Genomic DNA, 16,896 nt, shown 5'->3' with positions numbered 1-16,896 from the left:
CACGCGGGGAGACGGCCTGGACGTGCGGGAGCCCCGGTCCCTGCCGAGGGACCGGGGCTCCCGGACGACGTCAGCTCAGCCGGCCTGCTCGGCGAGCTGGAGGAACTGCCGCTTGGCGGCGAGCGCCTGCTCGGCCTCCTTGATCCGGCGGGCGTCCCCGGCGCTCTGCGCCCGGGACAGCCGGTCCTCGGCCTCGGCCACCTGCGCCCGCATCTGGGCGAGCAGCGGGTTGTCCTCCTTGGTGGTGCGGCGCCACGCCGAGTCCATCACCTCGCGGACCTTGTCGTCGATGACGCGCAGCCGGCGCTCCAGTCCGGCGGCGGCCTCCCGGGGCACCCGGCCGGCCTCGTGCCACTGGGCCTGGATCTCCCGCAGCTTGGCCTGTGCGCCCTTCGGGTCGGCGTCGATGTCCAAGGCCTCCGCCTCGGCGAGCAGGGCCTGCTTGCGCTCCAGGTTGCCGCGCTGCTCGTTGTCCCGGGCGGAGAAGACCTCACTGCGCCGGCTGAAGAAGGCGTCCTGGGCACCCCGGAACCGTTCCCAGAGCTTCTGCTCGGCCTCCTTGGAGGCGCGCGGCGCGGCCTTCCACTGCGTCATCAGCTCCTTGAGCTGGTTGGCGGTGGCCGCCCACTCGGTGGAGTCCTTCAGCTTCTCCGCCTCGGCGACCAGCTCCTCCTTGGCCGTCTGCGCCTGCTTGCGCTGGGCGTCGAGGGAGGCGAAGTGGGCGCCGCGGCGCCGGGTGAAGCCGTCCCGGGCGGCGGCGAACCGCTTCCACAGCTCACCGTCGGCCTTCTTGTCGACCCCGCGAATGGTCTTCCACTCGTCGAGGATCTCCTTGAGCCGGTCTCCGGCGGTCTTCCAGCCGGTGGATTCGGCGGCGAGCTTCTCGGCCTCCTCGACCAACGCGGTCTTGCGGGCCAGGGCTTCGACGCGGGCGGCGTCGCGGGCGGCCCGCGCCTCGCCGGCCTTCTCCTCGGCGAGGGTGGCCAGCTTGTCCAGCCGCGCGGCCAGCGCGTCGATGTCGCCCACCACGTGGGCTTCGGGCAGCGTGGCGCGGATCCGCCGGATCGTGCTCAGCGAGTGCCCGGCGTCCGCCGCACCCGAGTTGAGCCGCGCCTCGGTCAGGTCCACCTCGGTGACCAGGTCGGCGAAGCGGCGTGCGAAGTGCGCGAGGCCCTCCTCCGGTGCTCCCGCCTGCCAGGATCCGACCACCCGCTCGCCCTCGGTGGTCTTGACGTACACGGTGCCGTCCGCGTCCACCCGTCCGAAGGCAGTCCAGTCGCTCATGTGCCCATCCTCGTTCTCCCGGCGTCGAGGGAACCGTCCCCCGTCGCCGCCACGGCGCAGCCAAGTTGCTTCCGGCATTGTCACAGGTCCAACCCGGTCCCCGTCGAGCGCCTATCGCCGACCGTGACCATACGGTGTCCTAGCGACCGAATGACCGGATCGGCGCGGAGACGCACCGGGGATTCCCGCTACGGTGGGCGGGTGCCACTGGTCGCCGCCGCCGTCTGCCCGCATCCGCCCCTGCTCGTGCCCGAGGTGGCCGGCGCCGCCGCGTCGGAGTTGGACGACCTGCGGGCGGCCTGCGACACCGCCGTCGCCCGGCTCGTCGCCGCCGACCCGGATGCCGTGGTCCTGGTGGGTGCCGGCCCGACGACCGGCCCGATCCAGTCCCCGGCGACCGGTTCCCTACAGCCGTGGGGCGTGGACCTGGATGTGCCGCTGATCCCCGGCCAGCCCGACCGGGGCGCGGTGCTGCCGTTGAGCCTGACCGTCGGCGCCTGGCTGCTGGCCCGGCGGGGCGTACGCACGCCGGTGTCCGCCGTGCAGGTGGCCGCCGACGCCGGCGCGGCCGAGGTGGGGGCGCTGGCCGAGTGGGTCAACGCGTCGGGTGCCCGGGTGGCGTTGCTGGCGCTCGGCGACGGGTCGGCCTGCCGCGGGCAGAAGTCCCCGGGGTACGACGATCCGCGCGCCGAGGCGTACGACCAGCGGGTTGCCTCGGCGTTGGCCGGGGCGGACCTGGACGTTCTGCGCGACCTCGACCCGGTGGTGTCCGCGGAGCTGAAGGCCGCCGGCCGGGCGGCCTGGCAGGTGCTGGCCGGCGCGGCCCGGTTGGGCGGCGGGAGCTGGCGCGGTGAGCTGTTGCACGACGCGGCCCCCTACGGTGTGGCGTACTTCGTGGCGTCGTGGGAGCGGATGTGAGCGGCACGGTCGTCGCGGTCGTCGGCCCGACGGCGGCGGGGAAGTCGGCGTTGAGCATCGCGTTGGCGCACGCCCTGAACGGTGAGGTGGTCAACGCCGACTCGATGCAGCTCTACCGGGGTCTGGACATCGGCACCGCCAAGCTGACCGTGGCTGAGCGGGACGGGGTGCCGCACCACCTGCTGGACATCTGGGAGGTCACCGAGCCGGCCAGCGTCGCGGAGTACCAGCGGCTGGCCCGCGCGGCGGTGGACGACATCCTGTCCCGGGGCCGGGTGCCGCTGCTGGTCGGCGGGTCCGGGCTGTACGTGCGGGCGGTGCTGGAGCACTTCGAGTTCCCCGGCACCGATCCGGCGCTGCGGGAGCGGCTGGAACGGGAGTTGGCCGAGGTGGGCACGGCGCCGCTGTACGCGCGGCTGCGGGCCGCCGACCCGGTCGCCGCCGAGGGCATCCTGCCCGGTAACGGCCGGCGGATTGTACGGGCTCTGGAGGTGATCGAGCTGACCGGTGCGCCGTTCACGGCCTCGCTGCCACAGCCGACGCCGTACTACCCGTCGGTGCAACTCGGCGTCGACCTGGACACGGGTCTGCTGGACGGGCGGATCGCGGCGCGGGTGGACCGGATGTGGGCCGACGGCCTGGTGGCGGAGACCCGCGAGCTGGTGGGTCGGGGGCTGGCCGGGGGGCGGACGGCGAGCCGGGCACTCGGCTACCAGCAGGTGCTGCGGCTGCTGGCCGGCGAGCTGACCGAGGCGCAGGCGCACGACGAGACGGTCCGGGCCACGCGGCGGTTCGTCCGCCGGCAGCGGTCCTGGTTCCGGCGCGACCCGCGGATCCGCTGGCTGGACTCGGCCGCACCGGACCTGTTCGAGGCCGCCCTGCGCCTGGTGCCGGCCGAGACGCGATAATGGGGGCGTGGAGTTCTCCAAGGGCCACGGCACCGGCAACGACTTCGTCCTCCTTCCCGACCCGGACGGTCAGCTCGATCTGACCCCGGAGCTGGTCGCGGCGCTCTGCGACCGGCGGCGGGGTATCGGCGCGGACGGGGTGCTGCGGGTGGTTCGCGCGGCCAAGCATCCCGACGGCGCCGGGCTGGCCGGTGAGGCCGAGTGGTTCATGGACTACTGGAATGCCGACGGCTCGTTCGCCGAGATGTGTGGCAACGGTGCCCGGGTCTTCGTGCGCTATCTGCTCGACACCGGGCTGGCCACGCCCGCCGGCGCGGCGCTGCCGGTGGCGACCCGGGCCGGCGTCGTGCGCGCGCTGGTCGAGGGCGACGCCGTCTCCGTCGAGATGCGCCGCCCCCGGGTGTACGACGGCTCCACCGCCACCCTCGGCGGTCTGACCCTGCCCGGCACCGCCGTGGACGTCGGCAACCCGCACCTGGTGTGTGTCCTGCCGGCGGGCATCGAGCTGGCGGCGCTGGATCTGACCGCCGCGCCCGGGTTCGATCCGGAGGTCTTCCCGGCGGGCGTGAACGTGGAGTTCATCGTGGCCGGCGACCCGGTGGACGGCACCGACGGGCACAGTCTGATGCGGGTGTACGAGCGCGGCAGCGCCGAGACTTTGTCCTGCGGCACCGGTGCCTGCGCGGTGGCCGCGGTGGCGCTGCGCGACGTCGGCCGGGGCAGCGGAGTGGTCGCCGTCGACGTCCCCGGTGGTCGCCTCACGGTCACGGTGACGGCGGACTCCTGCTGGCTGTCCGGCCCCGCAGTCCTGGTGGCAACCGGCGAGGTCGACCTCTCCGCCCTGCCCGCCGCCGTCTGACGCCGAGTTGATCCAGACGCCAGGGCCGCCGCCGGTCCGTTGTGGTGGTCCTTTGGCTCTGCTTCAACCCACGCAACGGCGAGTGTCCGATAATCGGACACGGGGCGTTGCGCGGGGTGAAGCAGAGCAAAGCGGGGGAGACGACCCCACCGAGGGTCGCCTCCCTGCTCCCGGCGTCACACCGCCGGACCACTCGTCAGGGCGTCGCGCTGGCGTTGGCGGCGATCTCGGGGAGGTCGGACGGGCCCGGGTCGGCTGCCGGCAGCGGGCTGGGATTGTGCGCGGCGGCGCGGACGGCGGCGGCGACCGCCGGGGCGACCCGGGAATCGAAGACGCTCGGCACGATCACCGTCGGGTTGATCTTGTCTTCGCCGACCACGTCGGCGATGGCCCGGGCGGCCGCGATGGCCATCTCCTCGGTGAACTCCTCGGCGTGCGCGTCCAGCATCCCGCGGAACACCCCGGGGAACGCGAGCACGTTGTTGATCTGGTTCGGCTGGTCCGAGCGACCGGTGGCGACCACGGCGGCGTACTTGCGCGCCTCCCGCGGGTCGACCTCCGGGTCGGGGTTGGCCAGCGCGAACACGATCGAGTCCTTGGCCATCTGCGCGATGTCGTCGCCGGTGAGCAGGTTCGGCGCGCTGACCCCGATGAACACGTCGGCGCCCCGGATGGCACCGGGCAGGTCGCCGGAGTAGTTCTCCTTGTTGGTGTTCTCCGCGAGCCACTGCCACGCCGAGTTGAGCCCGGTGAGCCCGCGGTGCAGGGCGCCCTCCCGGTCGTACGCGATGATGTCGCCGACGCCCTGACGCAGCAGCAGCTTCATGATCGCGGTGCCGGCCGCGCCGGCGCCGGAGACGACCACCCGGACGTCCTCCAGCCGCTTGCCCACGACGCGCAGCGCGTTGGTCAGCGCGGCCAGCACGCAGATCGCGGTGCCGTGCTGGTCGTCGTGGAAGACCGGGATGTCCAGCGCCTCCCGCAACCGGGCCTCGATCTCGAAGCAGCGCGGCGCGGCAATGTCCTCCAGGTTGATTCCGCCGTACGCCGGCGCGATGGCCTTGACGATCTGCACGATCTCGTCGGTGTCCTGGGTGTCCAGGACCACCGGCCAGGCGTCCACCCCGCCGAAGCGCTTGAACAGGGCGGCCTTGCCCTCCATCACCGGCAGCGACGCGGCCGGGCCGAGGTTGCCCAGGCCGAGCACCGCCGAGCCGTCGCTGACGACCGCGACGGTGTTGCGCTTGATGGTGAGCCGGCGGGCGTCGGCCGGGTTCTCGGCGATCGCCATGCAGACCCGGGCCACCCCCGGGGTGTACGCCCGGGACAGCTCGTCGCGGTTGCGCAGCGCGACCTTCGAGGTCACCTCGATCTTGCCGCCGAGGTGCAGCAGGAACGTCCGGTCGGACACCTTGCGCACGTCCACGCCGTCGAGGGCGGTCAGCGCGTCGACCACCTGGTCGGCGTGGCCGGCGTCGGCGGTGTCGCAGGTCAGGTCGACGATCACGTGGGTCGGGTCCGAGTCCACCACGTCCAACGCCGTGACGATCGCTCCGGCCTCGCCGACCGACGTGGTGAGCCGGCCGATCGAGGAGGCGTCCGCGGTTACGGCGATCCGGATGGTGATCGAAAATCCGGCGCTCGGCAGTCGGGTGATGGCCACGGGATCCCTCCGTCACGGCTGTGCGGCCGTTCGGCCGCCCCGCATTTCTACCGGGTTGTCGAGCTCGACCGGTATTCGCCCCCACTTTTGGCGACCCTCGGCACGGGCATATAGCAGGTGCGTTCGGCGTTGCGTCATGTCAGGATTACGTTCTACTTATCAAAACGGACAGGAGAACCGCTTGCGAGACCAGGAGAGCTTTGTCCCCGTCGAGGACGAGCTCGACGACGTCACCACTGGCGAGATGGAGCTGTCGGAGCGGCAGTCCCTGCGACGCGTCCCGGGCCTGTCGACCGAGCTGACCGACGTCACCGAGGTGGAATACCGCCAGCTGCGGCTGGAGCGGGTCGTCCTGGTGGGTGTCTGGACCGAGGGCACGGTGACGGACGCGGAGAATTCGCTGACCGAGCTGGCCGCGCTCGCCGAGACCGCCGGTTCGCAGGTGCTCGAAGGGTTGATCCAGCGGCGTACGCGCCCCGACCCGGCCACCTACATCGGCCGGGGCAAGGTCGACGACCTCGGCGCGGTGGTGCTCTCCACCGGCGCCGACACGGTCATCTGCGACGGCGAGTTGTCCCCGTCGCAGCTGCGCAACCTGGAGCAGCGCACCAAGGTCAAGGTTGTCGACCGGACGGCGTTGATCCTCGACATCTTCGCTCAGCACGCCAAGAGCAAGGAAGGTAAGGCGCAGGTCGAGCTGGCCCAGCTCGAATACCTGCTGCCCCGACTGCGCGGTTGGGGTGAGACGCTCTCCCGGCAGACCGGTGGTTCCGGCCGGGGCGGCGGCGCCGGTGGCGGCGTGGGTGTGCGTGGTCCCGGTGAGACCAAGCTGGAGACCGACCGGCGGCGGATCCGCCACCGCATCTCCCGGCTGCGCCGCGAGATCAAGAGCATGCGCACCGTACGTGTCACCAAGCGCGCCCGACGCACCCGCAACTCCGTTCCCGCCGTGGCCATCGCCGGCTACACCAACGCCGGTAAGTCCAGCCTGCTCAACCGGCTGACCGGCGCGGGCGTGCTGGTGGAGAACGCGCTGTTCGCGACGTTGGACCCGACCACCCGTAAGGCCACCGCCTCGGACGGGCGGCTCTACACCCTCTCCGACACGGTCGGCTTCGTCCGGCACCTTCCGCACCAGATCGTCGAGGCGTTCCGCTCGACGTTGGAGGAGGTCGCGGAGGCGGATCTGGTGGTGCACGTCGTCGACGGCACCCACCCGGATCCGGAGGAGCAGGTCCGGGCGGTGCACGAGGTGCTCGCCGAGGTGGGCGCCGACCGGCTGCCCGAGCTGCTGGTGGTCAACAAGACCGACGCGGCCGACGAGGACACGCTGCTGCGACTCAAGCGGCTCTGGCCGGATGCGATCTTCGTCTCGGCGCACTCCGGACGGGGCGTCGAGGGCCTGCGCGCGGCCATCGAGGACCGGCTGCCGCAGCCGGCCGTCGAGGTCCGGGCGGTCCTGCCGTACGACCGGGGTGACCTGGTGTCCCGGGTGCACCGCACGGGTGAGGTGCTCAGCACGTCGCACCTGGCGGAGGGCACCCTGCTGCACGTTCGGGTCAGCGCGGAGTTGGCCGCCGAGTTGGCGCAGTACGACGTCGAGCGGCAGGGCCAGGCGGCCGGCAGCCGATCCTGAGCGGACACGGCGTCATCCAACGGAAACCCGCGGCATGCGACACTGGCCGAATGCGCCGCGTTGTTTCCTCGGTCACGGTTGCCCTCGGCCTGCTAGGGGCAACCGTGGCGCTCGCCGGAGTCGCCGTGGCGGCTCCCGCTCCCGGAGTGTCCGAGCCGCCCGCCGTCACCCCCGGTAAGAAGCAGTGCACGGTCGCCGACGAGCGGCTGCGCGAGCTGTCCGGTCTGGTGGCCACCAAGAGCGGGTTCGTCGTGATCAACGACGGCACCGAGGTCGACGCACGCAAGCGGGTCTTCTTCCTCGACACCAAGTGCAAGATCTCGAAGGATCCGGTCCGTTACTCGGGTCAGGGGCCGTTCGACACCGAGGACCTGGCGCTCTCTCCGAACGGCGCGACGCTGTGGATCGCCGACATCGGCGACAACGTCTCGTCGAAGGAACGCCGGAAGCGGGTCGCGCTCTGGTCGATGCCGGTCGGCGGCGGCAAGCAGCCGGTGTTGCACCGGGTCTCGTACCCCGAGGGCAAGCCGCACGACGCCGAGGCGCTGCTCATCGACAACGACAACAAGCCGCTGATCATCACGAAGGTGACCAGCGGTAAGGCGGAGATCTTCACCCCGTCGGCGGCCCTCAAGAGCGGCGACACCGACCCGGTGCCGCTGCGCAAGGTCGGCGACATCACGCTGCCCAAGACGCAGACGGACAACCCGCTCAACACGTTCGGGCGGGTCGCGATCACCGGCGCGGCCCGGTCGCCGGACGGCAGCCGGGTGGTCCTGCGTACCTATGCGGACGCGTTCGAGTTCGACGTGGCGGGCGGCGACATCGTCACGGCTCTCACCACCGGGAAGCCCCGCGTGACGCCCCTCGCCGATCCGTTCGGTGAGGCCATCAGCTATTCGCCGGACGGTAAGAGCTTCTTCACCGTCTCCGACGGCGGCCAGCTCGGCGAGGACGAGCCGATCGACATCCTCAGCTACGTCCCGTCCAGCTCGACGGCGGTGCCGGTGGCGGCCGAGGGGGGCGCCAAACCGGCCGCCGCCAAGTCGTGGACCGCCGGCCTGAGCTTCGACGACATCACGTACCTGGTCGGTGCGGTCGGTGTGCTCGGCCTGCTGCTGGTCGGTGCCGGCATCATCGGCATCGTCCGTGCCCGCCGCCGGCCGCCGGTCGCTGACCCGTCCGATCGATCGGATCCGGACGGTGGGCCGCGGGGTGGTCGTGCCGAGCCGGGCGGGGAACGTCCGGGTGGCGTCTACGGTGGCGGCGCGCCCGCCGGAGGCGCGGTCTACGGCGGCGGCGGGGCATACGGCGGTGGCACGGGCCGTGGTGGCCCGGCCGCGGCACCCGGGGTGTACGGCGGTGGCCGTCCGGCCGCCGGCGACGGTGGCTACGGCGGTGCCCGTCCGGGCGGCGCCGGCGGTGGTGTCTACGGCGGTGCGCGTCCCCCGGCGGGTGGCGGTGGCCGTCCGGCGGGCGGCGGTGGCCGTCCCCCCGGTGGCGGCGGCGGTCGGCCCGGCGGTGGCGTGTACGGCGGCGGTGGTCAGCCGGGCGGGGGCCGGGCGGAGCCGCCTCGCCGTGGTGGGCCGGAGCCCGACTACCGGGGCCAGCGACCCGGCCGGCGACGTGACGAGGACGCGCCTGTCGACCCGTACGGGCAGTATCCCGGGGGCGGACGCGGCCACCGGGGCGACCGCTACTGACGGTGTGACGTCGGGACGGCCGGTGCGGGTGAGCGCCGTGCGGCACTCACCCGCGGCACGGGTCAGATCCGGCGGAGCACCGCCACGACGCGGCCCATGATGGTGGCGTCGTCACCGGGGATCGGGTCGAAGGCCGGGTTCTGTGGCATCAGCCAGACGTGCCCGTCGCGGTGCCGGTAGGTCTTGACGGTCGCCTCGCCGTCGAGCATCGCGGCCACGATCTCGCCGGAGTCCGCGGTCGGCTGCTGGCGGACGACCACCCAGTCGCCGTCGCAGATCGCCGCGTCGAGCATCGAGTCACCCTTGACCTGGAGCATGAAGACCTCGCCCTCGCCCACCAACTCGCGGGGGAGCGGGAAGATGTCCTCCACGGCCTGCTCGGCGAGGATCGGCCCACCGGCGGCGATCCGGCCGAGCATCGGCACGTACGCCGGGGTCGGCCGCTGCGCGCGAATCAGCTCGTCGTCGATGGCCTCGCTGGGGGCGCGGACGTCCACGGCCCGCGGCCGGTTGGGGTCGCGGCGCAGGAAGCCCTTCTTCTCCAGCTCCTTGAGCTGGTAGGCGACGCTGGACGGCGACACCAGGCCGACCGCCTCGCCGATCTCCCGCACGCTCGGCGGGTAGCCGTGCCGCTCGACCCAGGTGCGGATGAACTCCAGGATGCGGCGCTGGCGGGCGGTCAGGTCGACCGTCGCCGGGTCGGGGAAGGCGCTGACCACCGGGGTGACCGGGCGCACGGCGGGCTGACCCGTCCGGCTGCGCGCGGCGCTGCGGCGTCGGGTGGCCGGGGGGCCCGCCTCGGTGATGTGCTGCGGGCTCTTCGGCCGGCTGGCGCGGTCCTCGGTCACGTCCGTCCTCCCTGGTCGGCGCTGGGTGCCTCGTCGGCTCGTGGTGCGTGCGGTGGTGCCACGTTGTTCCTGACCGTATAGGTGAGATCGGTCATTTTCAAACATCTGTACGACCTCTCACCGGCGTGTCGGGGTGAAAAACCCCTCCGGTCGTACGGATGTTCTGATAAATGGTACGTCGGGTAGCACGCGTGTTCGATCGTCGACCGTTTTCCGGGGCACTTCGAGCCGGGCGGCCGGTAACCCGGGCCGGGTGCCGACGTTGGGTCTTCCGGCGGCGGGATGGGTCCCGATGACCGGATGGTCCGTGACGCGCCGGACACGCCGGCCAACTTGACCCGGGTTCTCCGGCGACATACGGTCAACCCCTAGATGTAGTAGTGACACGGGCGTAAGTTGCCTACAGGTTGGGTCCGACTACCGACCGCACTCCCGTAACGTTGATCACGGCGGGCGCCATGAGCGCATGGCACCGCCGTGGTGGGTCGTGCCCGGGTGCGTCCGGTACGACGTGGTTGATCATGATTGGGAGGTCCGCGATGCGGTGTCCGTACTGCCGGCACGCTGACTCTCGGGTGGTCGACTCGCGGGAGGCCGATGACGGCCAGCTCATCCGACGGCGACGGTCCTGCCCGCAGTGCGGCAAGCGGTTCACCACCGTCGAGGAGGCGGTCCTCGCGGTCGTCAAGCGCAGCGGGGTGACCGAGCCGTTCAGCCGTACGAAGATCATCGGCGGGGTGCGCAAGGCGTGCCAGGGCCGGCCGGTGGACGACGACTCACTCGCGCTGCTCGCGCAGCGGGTGGAGGAGACGGTCCGGGCCAAGGGGGCCGCCGAGATCCCCAGTCACGAGGTGGGCCTGGCGATCCTGGGCCCGCTGCGCGACCTGGACGAGATCGCCTACCTGCGGTTCGCCAGCGTCTACCGCTCCTTCGACTCGCTCGCCGACTTCGAGCGCGAGATCGAGACGTTGCGGGCCGCGGCGCGCGACCGGGAGCAGGGCCGGGCCGACGCGGTTGAGGCCGCCGGCCGTACCAGTTGACTTCACTGTTTTTCGAGAGATCAGGACGCGCGGTGGGGCACCGCGCAGACGAGGGGGGCGACGGCGTGACAACTAGCCGTTCACGGAACAAGGCAGGCGCGGGGCTGAAGATCGAGCGGGTGTGGACGACGGAGGGGGTCCACCCGTACGACGAGGTCAGCTGGGAGCGCCGTGACGTCGTGATGACGAACTGGCGGGACGGCTCGATCAACTTCGAGCAGCGTGGCGTGGAGTTCCCGCAGTCGTGGAGCGTCAACGCGGCGAACATCGTGACGACCAAGTACTTCCGGGGCGCGGTGGGGACCCCGGAGCGCGAGTGGTCGCTCAAGCAGCTGATCGACCGGGTGGTGACCACCTACCGCACCGCCGGTGAGGAGTACGGCTACTTCGCCAGCCCGGCGGACGCCGAGGTCTTCGCCCACGAGCTGACCTGGATGCTGCTCAACCAGGTGTTCAGCTTCAACTCGCCGGTCTGGTTCAACGTCGGTACGCCGTCGCCGCAGCAGGTCAGCGCCTGCTTCATCCTCTCGGTCGACGACTCGATGGACTCGATCCTCGACTGGTACAAGGAGGAGGGGCGGATCTTCCAGGGCGGCTCGGGGGCCGGGGTCAACCTCTCCCGGATCCGTTCCTCGAAGGAGCTGCTCTCCTCCGGCGGCACCGCCTCCGGCCCGGTCAGCTTCATGCGCGGCGCGGACGCCTCCGCCGGCACCATCAAGTCCGGTGGCGCCACCCGGCGCGCGGCCAAGATGGTCATCCTCGACGTGGACCACCCGGACATCGAGGAGTTCGTGGCGACCAAGGCGCGCGAGGAGGACAAGATCCGCGCGCTGCGGGACGCCGGGTTCGACATGGACCTCGGCGGCACCGACATCGTCAGCGTGCAGTACCAGAACGCCAACAACTCGGTCCGCGTCTCCGACGAGTTCATGACCGCCGTGCAGAACGGTGGCGGCTTCGACCTGCGGGGGCGGCTGGACGGCTCGGTGGTCGACACCATCGACGCGCAGAAGCTGTTCCGTACCATCTCCCAGGCCGCCTGGGAGTGCGCCGACCCCGGCCTGCAGTACGACGACACGATCAACGACTGGCACACCTGCCCGGAGACCGGGCGGATCACCGCGTCGAACCCGTGCTCGGAGTACCTGCACCTGGACAACTCGTCGTGCAACCTGGCCTCGCTGAACCTGATGAAGTTCCTCCGCGCCGACGGTGGCTTCGAGGTGGAGAAGTTCGTCAAGTCCGTCGAGTTCGTCATCACCGCGATGGACATCTCGATCTGCTTCGCCGACTTCCCGACCGAGAAGATCGGTGAGACCACCCGCGCCTACCGGCAGCTCGGCATCGGCTACGCCAACCTCGGCGCCCTGCTGATGGCCACCGGCCAGCCGTACGACTCGGAGCAGGGCCGCTCGGTCGCCGCCGCGATCACGTCCCTGATGACCGGCACCGCGTACCGCCGCTCCGCCGAGCTGGCCGGCGTCGTCGGCCCGTACGACGGCTACGCCCGCAACGCCGAGCCGCACAAGCGGGTCATGCGCAAGCACGCCGCCGCGAACGACGAGATCAAGCCGACCAGCCCGGTGGCCACCGCGATCGTCCGCGAGGCGACCAAGCAGTGGACCCAGGGCAACAAGATCGGTGACAAGTTCGGCTGGCGCAACTCGCAGGCCAGCGTGCTCGCGCCGACCGGCACCATCGGCTTCATGATGGACTGCGACACGACCGGCGTGGAGCCGGACCTGGCGCTGGTCAAGTTCAAGAAGCTGGTCGGCGGCGGCTCGATGCAGATCGTCAACCAGACGGTTCCGCGCGCCCTGCGCAGCCTCGGCTACCCCGAGGAGCAGGTCGAGGCGATCGTCGAGCACATCGCCGACCACGGCCACGTGGTGGACGCGCCGGGCCTCAAGCCGGAGCACTACGCGGTCTTCGACTGCGCGATGGGTGAGCGGTCGATCGCCCCGATGGGCCACGTGCGGATGATGGCGGCCATCCAGCCGTTCGTCTCCGGTGCCATCTCCAAGACGGTCAACATGCCGGAGGCGGCCACCGTCGAGGACGTCGAGAAGATCTACTTCGAGGGCTGGAAGCTCGGCCTGAAGGCGCTGGCGATCTACCGGGACAACTGCAAGGTCGGCCAGCCGCTGTCGGTGGCGAAGTCCAACAAGGCCACCGAGCCGGCCGCCGTCGAGACCGCAGCCGCCGCGCCGGCCGCGGTGGAGAAGGTCATCGAGTACCGGCCGGTGCGCAAGCGCCTGCCGAAGAAGCGCACGTCCGAGACGGTCAGCTTCTCCGTCGGTGGCGCCGAGGGCTACCTCACCGCGTCGTCCTACCCGGACGACGGCCTCGGCGAGGTCTTCCTCAAGATGTCCAAGCAGGGCTCCACCCTGGCCGGCGTGATGGACGCCTTCTCGGTGGCCATCAGCATCGGCCTGCAGTACGGCGTGCCGCTGGAGACGTTCGTCAGCAAGTTCACCAACATGCGCTTCGAGCCGGCCGGCATGACCGACGACCCGGACGTGCGGATGGCGGCCTCGGTGATGGACTACATCTTCCGTCGCCTGGCGTTGGACTTCCTGCCCTACGAGCGCCGCGCCGAGCTGGGCATCTTCACCGCCAGTGAGCGGGCCGCCCAGCTGCGGGCCGAGGCCGACGCGGAAGCCGCCGCCGTCACCGGTGCCGAGCTCACCGCGATGGCGTCGTCCGCGCCGGTGGAGACGCCGGCCAAGTCGGAGGCGCTCGCCCAGCCGGCCCAGGAGATGGCCGACGTGGCAGCCGCCAAGCCGGCTCCGAGCGTGGGCTCCAGCACCGAACTGCTGGAGGCCGTCATCGGCAAGGCCGCCGACGCGCCGCTCTGCTTCACCTGCGGCACGAAGATGCGCCCCGCCGGCAGCTGCTACGTCTGCGAGGGCTGCGGCTCCACCAGCGGCTGCAGCTGACGTACGACCGCAACAGACGCGAGCGCGGCAGGGGTCACCTGCCGCGCTCGCGGCGTTCCCGCTCGTGGCAGGGTCGATGGGCGGGCAGGTGTTGCCCAGAGAGTGCGTGCCCGTCGAGGCTGGCGACGTTTCACATGTTGTCGATGTAGATGACGACCGTGTCCGGCGGTGGCGCGGACCGCAGCGGCGTGGCCGGCTCAACGTCGGCGTACAGCCATAGCCGGTGGGGTGTCCAGTTCAGGATCCCGCCAGTCTCGCGGGTGCCGCGATAGACGCCATTTTCGGGCTGCACTGGCCAACCACGGCTTCGGAGGTGTTCGACGAGCCGAGCCACGGTCCTTACCTTGCCGGCATCATCGGCGGCCATCACCACGAATTCGGCAGTGCAGTTGCCAGAGCTGCCACCATCAGCACAGCTATCGGCCGAGACAAGGCTCAGCGACGTGGGCAGTGGAAGGACCTCGTCGTCGCGGACAGTGAACCTCAGCCTGCCGTCACCGTCGGACCCGAGGACGCCAAGCCCGCAGCCGCACAGCAGCAGCATGGTAGCCAGCGTTGCCAGAGAGGCAACCCACTGACCTCTGCCCACCGGCAGGTTCCGCCGGGCGATATGGGCGGGCGAGACGGGGTGCGCCCTCCGGTCGATGACCAACGCGGCCAGGCATACGACGCCGACCAGCAACCACACCGCGAACCAGTCAAACCAGGGCGCGGCTACCAGGCCGCGGGACCATTGTGAGGCGGCGAACGCGCCGGCCTGCCCTGCGATGAAGACGACGCCGACGGTCACGCCGACGACGCGGCCGCTGCTGGTGCCCCATGCCCAGGCGCTGATGACGAGCAGGCCGCAGATCCCCGCCAATACCGCGACCGTGGGCGCACCCTGCCCGAGCGGTAGTAGCGCAAGCGCACCACCGGCTGCTGTGAGCCACCAGCGCCACCTGTCGCCACGCCACGGCACGGCCGGTCTCCTGAGCTTTGGGTTGTCGAGAACGTGAGCTACCGAACGGTCCGTATGAACCCGGTCCACGCGCCTCTGCTGAAGCGAAGGGTCGGCCCACTGGGGTTCTTGCTGTCGCGCACTGCGATGCTCGTATCCAGTTCGGCGACCTCGACACAAGCGCCGCCGTTGTTGTCGCTGTAGCTCGACTTGCGCCAGACCGGGTTGTCCGAAGTCTCCATGATCACTCTCTCAGGTCTGTTGCCGCTCCACGTCGTCCGCCATCCCCAGGATGAGCTTGCGAGACTCTACCGGCCCGAGAGCGGCTGCCCGGAGTCGGTCCCACAGCCGAGTGTAGGCCCGTACGGCGTCCGGCCGGTCAAGGTAGTCGGCGTCGGTGAAGGTCTCGACGTAGATCACGTCCGATGCGGCGTCGTCCCCGAAGCGCAGGATGATGAAGCTGAACGATGCCGTCTCGTAGGTCTGTGCGTTGAACGGGAACACCTGCAGGGTGACGTTGGGCTGCTCACTGACCTCTGCCAAGTGCAGGAGTTGATCGCGCATCGTTGTCGCGTCACCGACGTTTCGGCGCAGCGCCGACTCGCTGAGGATGAAGCTCAGGTCGGGCCCGTCGTCCTGCCGCAGAATCGACTGCCGTTCCATGCGCACGGCAACCTGCCGGTCGACCTCATCGGCGGGTGGGCGTGGGTGGGCGATCGCGTTCATGGCGCGGATGTAGGGCTCGACCTGAAGGACTCCGGGGATGACCTCTGGCTGGTACCAGCGAATCTCTGACGCGTCACCTTCGAGGTCTAGGTACTGGCGGAACCAGTCGGGCACGGCGTTTCGGTAGGTGCTCCAGCGCCCGCGTTGTCGCCCTGCTCGTGCAAGGTCGCGTAGCGGCTCGGCGTCATCGCCCCGGACCCCGTAGAGATCGAGTAGCAGGTTCAGGTCGGTGAGCTTGATGCCGGACTGTCCAAGTTCGACTCTGCTGATCTTGCTCGCTGCTGCGTCGATGACAGCAGCCGCTTCGTCTTGCGTCTTGCCTGCACCTTCACGAGCCCGCTTGAGGGCAAGTCCGAGACGCCGCCGCTGGATCGTCGGGTTCACCACTGGCTGATTATGGCCCGGCCGTAGCCGGTCATCGCGACACGCCGCGAAGAGGTTCCCAATTCAGGAGTCCAACTCTAGCCTGAGTTGTACCTCCAAAACAGGAGTCCATTTTTGGAGCCTTATGGGATCCCACGTGCCGTACGACGACTACCTGCTGGCGGTGGCGCTGACCCTGGCTCGGCGGCACCGGCCGGTCTGGTCGTGGCGGCGGTGGCGGCGGGTCTGCCGATGTGGGGCCGACCTGCCGTGCCGAGTCCGGCATCGCATCCCGATTCGGCGAGGCCACTGGCCAGGGGAGGAACAGGAGTGATCGAGGATCAGGTCGGACGAATCTTGTCCGTGCACCTGCCCGGCGTCGACGGGCTCTGCGCGGGCTGTCGCTGGTGGTGGGCGCGACTGTCTCCGTACCCCTGTTATCAGGCGGAATGGGCGGCTCGCTGGCACGCCCGGGTCGCCACCCGGCGTTTTCTGGATGGCCTGCGGTGACCACCCATGGCCCGGTCCTTCCGGTGTGGACCTGCGGCGGCTGCGACGCGCCCTGGCCCTGCCGGACCCGGCGCAGCGAGCTGCGCGCCGAGTTTGATGGCGCACCCGTGTCGTTGGCCCTCTACATGGGGTCCTACCTGGTCTGGGCGGCCGAGGATCTGACCTGGGTGCCCGCCGGGCTGCTGCACCGGCGCTTCCTGGGCTGGGTCCGGTGAGTCTGATCAGGCGGGGCGACGAGCGGTTCCACTACAGCGACAACTCACACCGATGGATCCCGCCCGACCCGGACTACGACCAGGATGTCTGGGACGAGATGGTGCGCCAGCACCAGCGGCAGCACCTGGAGGAGATCTCAACCTCGATCCGTCAGAGGGTATTGATCCCTTGGTACGGCTTTCGGCTTGACCGTTTTGTCCCTTATGGTGTGAGGTGTGTGCGTCGTCTGTCACGACGGTGTGCCGGGTCTCCGATTCCCGGGGTGCGGCCCTTTCCGGCTCGCTGGGACGGTTGTTGCTGGTCAGGTGGGTGTGGGTAGGGCGTTCAGGCGTTGCCAGCAGAG

General features: G+C 70.6%; 14 protein-coding genes. 8 read left to right on the top strand and 6 right to left on the bottom strand.

The annotated features are described in order from the left end of the window. Positions 1–75: 75 nt before the first annotated feature. Positions 76–1,284, bottom strand: coding sequence for a DUF349 domain-containing protein (locus tag F8271_RS22265; RefSeq protein ID WP_151491765.1), 1,209 nt, complete (start codon positions 1,282–1,284; stop codon positions 76–78). Between the two features lie 150 nt (positions 1,285–1,434). On the opposite strand from F8271_RS22265, the gene F8271_RS22260 reads away from it, so the two are divergent. The 3 genes from F8271_RS22260 to dapF are packed head-to-tail and all read left to right on the top strand — an operon-like array spanning position 1,435 to position 3,969. Next, positions 1,435–2,202, top strand: coding sequence for a class III extradiol dioxygenase subunit B-like domain-containing protein (locus tag F8271_RS22260; protein WP_151491764.1), 768 nt, complete (start codon positions 1,435–1,437; stop codon positions 2,200–2,202). Continuing rightward, positions 2,187–3,110 carry a tRNA (adenosine(37)-N6)-dimethylallyltransferase MiaA gene (gene miaA / locus F8271_RS22255; protein ID WP_225854689.1) on the top strand — a complete coding sequence of 308 codons (924 nt, stop codon included), beginning with the start codon at positions 2,187–2,189 and terminating at the stop codon, positions 3,108–3,110. The genes F8271_RS22260 and miaA overlap by 16 nt, the downstream gene beginning before the upstream one ends. A 7-nt stretch (positions 3,111–3,117) precedes the next feature. Continuing rightward, complete coding sequence (gene dapF / locus F8271_RS22250; RefSeq protein WP_151491762.1) at positions 3,118–3,969, top strand: diaminopimelate epimerase; 852 nt, start codon at positions 3,118–3,120, stop codon at positions 3,967–3,969. Positions 3,970–4,165: 196 nt separating this feature from the next. Here dapF and F8271_RS22245 read toward each other — a convergent pair whose 3' ends face one another. Beyond that, complete coding sequence (locus F8271_RS22245; RefSeq protein ID WP_151491761.1) at positions 4,166–5,632, bottom strand: NAD-dependent malic enzyme; 1,467 nt, start codon at positions 5,630–5,632, stop codon at positions 4,166–4,168. A gap of 181 nt (positions 5,633–5,813) precedes the next feature. Between F8271_RS22245 and hflX the strand changes: the two genes are divergently transcribed. After that, a complete protein-coding gene (gene hflX / locus F8271_RS22240; RefSeq protein WP_151491760.1) occupies positions 5,814–7,268 on the top strand; it encodes a GTPase HflX in 1,455 nt (484 codons plus the stop codon). A 50-nt stretch (positions 7,269–7,318) separates the two neighbouring features. Next, on the top strand, positions 7,319–8,971 hold the full coding sequence (locus tag F8271_RS32520; protein ID WP_192580404.1) for a hypothetical protein: 1,653 nt from the start codon (positions 7,319–7,321) through the stop codon (positions 8,969–8,971). Positions 8,972–9,033: 62 nt separating this feature from the next. Here the strand turns inward: F8271_RS32520 and lexA are convergent, their stop codons facing one another. Next, complete coding sequence (gene lexA, locus F8271_RS22235; protein WP_151491759.1) at positions 9,034–9,819, bottom strand: transcriptional repressor LexA; 786 nt, start codon at positions 9,817–9,819, stop codon at positions 9,034–9,036. 539 nt (positions 9,820–10,358) lie between these two features. Between lexA and nrdR the strand changes: the two genes are divergently transcribed. Continuing rightward, on the top strand, positions 10,359–10,859 hold the full coding sequence (gene nrdR / locus F8271_RS22230; RefSeq protein ID WP_151491758.1) for a transcriptional regulator NrdR: 501 nt from the start codon (positions 10,359–10,361) through the stop codon (positions 10,857–10,859). A 32-nt stretch (positions 10,860–10,891) separates the two neighbouring features. Next, the gene (locus tag F8271_RS22225) at positions 10,892–13,798 is read left to right on the top strand and encodes a vitamin B12-dependent ribonucleotide reductase (protein ID WP_151491757.1); all 2,907 of its coding nucleotides are present in this window, start codon (positions 10,892–10,894) and stop codon (positions 13,796–13,798) included. Positions 13,799–13,928: 130 nt separating this feature from the next. Here F8271_RS22225 and F8271_RS22220 read toward each other — a convergent pair whose 3' ends face one another. Genes F8271_RS22220 through F8271_RS22210 form a run of 3 tightly spaced genes read right to left on the bottom strand, consistent with a single transcriptional unit; the run spans position 13,929 to position 15,851 of the window. Further along, positions 13,929–14,759: a hypothetical protein gene (locus F8271_RS22220; RefSeq protein ID WP_151491756.1), complete on the bottom strand. Its 831-nt coding sequence runs from the start codon at positions 14,757–14,759 to the stop codon at positions 13,929–13,931. A 38-nt stretch (positions 14,760–14,797) separates the two neighbouring features. Beyond that, the gene (locus F8271_RS22215) at positions 14,798–14,980 is read right to left on the bottom strand and encodes a DUF397 domain-containing protein (RefSeq protein ID WP_151491755.1); all 183 of its coding nucleotides are present in this window, start codon (positions 14,978–14,980) and stop codon (positions 14,798–14,800) included. Between the two features lie 10 nt (positions 14,981–14,990). After that, on the bottom strand, positions 14,991–15,851 hold the full coding sequence (locus tag F8271_RS22210) for a DUF5753 domain-containing protein (protein ID WP_151491754.1): 861 nt from the start codon (positions 15,849–15,851) through the stop codon (positions 14,991–14,993). A 482-nt stretch (positions 15,852–16,333) separates the two neighbouring features. Here F8271_RS22210 and F8271_RS22200 point away from each other — a divergent pair, with 482 nt between their 5' ends. Beyond that, positions 16,334–16,552 (top strand): hypothetical protein, encoded by a 219-nt coding sequence (locus F8271_RS22200; RefSeq protein WP_151491752.1) that lies wholly within the window; start codon positions 16,334–16,336, stop codon positions 16,550–16,552. The last annotated feature ends 344 nt before the right edge of the window (positions 16,553–16,896 follow it).

It is taken from the genome of Micromonospora sp. ALFpr18c, from assembly GCF_008868155.1.
Lineage (GTDB): Bacteria > Actinomycetota > Actinomycetes > Mycobacteriales > Micromonosporaceae > Micromonospora.
Note: the sequence above shows the minus strand (reverse complement) of the source record. Positions and strands in the feature narration are given on the sequence as shown.

Coding starts and splice junctions, on each gene's coding strand:
- F8271_RS22260 (WP_151491764.1), top strand. CDS start 1,435: ATGACCGGATCGGCGCGGAGACGCACCGGGGATTCCCGCTACGGTGGG.
- nrdR (WP_151491758.1), top strand. CDS start 10,359: ATGCGGTGTCCGTACTGCCGGCACGCTGACTCTCGGGTGGTCGACTCG.
- F8271_RS22215 (WP_151491755.1), bottom strand. CDS start 14,980: ATGGAGACTTCGGACAACCCGGTCTGGCGCAAGTCGAGCTACAGCGAC.
- F8271_RS32520 (WP_192580404.1), top strand. CDS start 7,319: ATGCGCCGCGTTGTTTCCTCGGTCACGGTTGCCCTCGGCCTGCTAGGG.
- F8271_RS22265 (WP_151491765.1), bottom strand. CDS start 1,284: ATGAGCGACTGGACTGCCTTCGGACGGGTGGACGCGGACGGCACCGTG.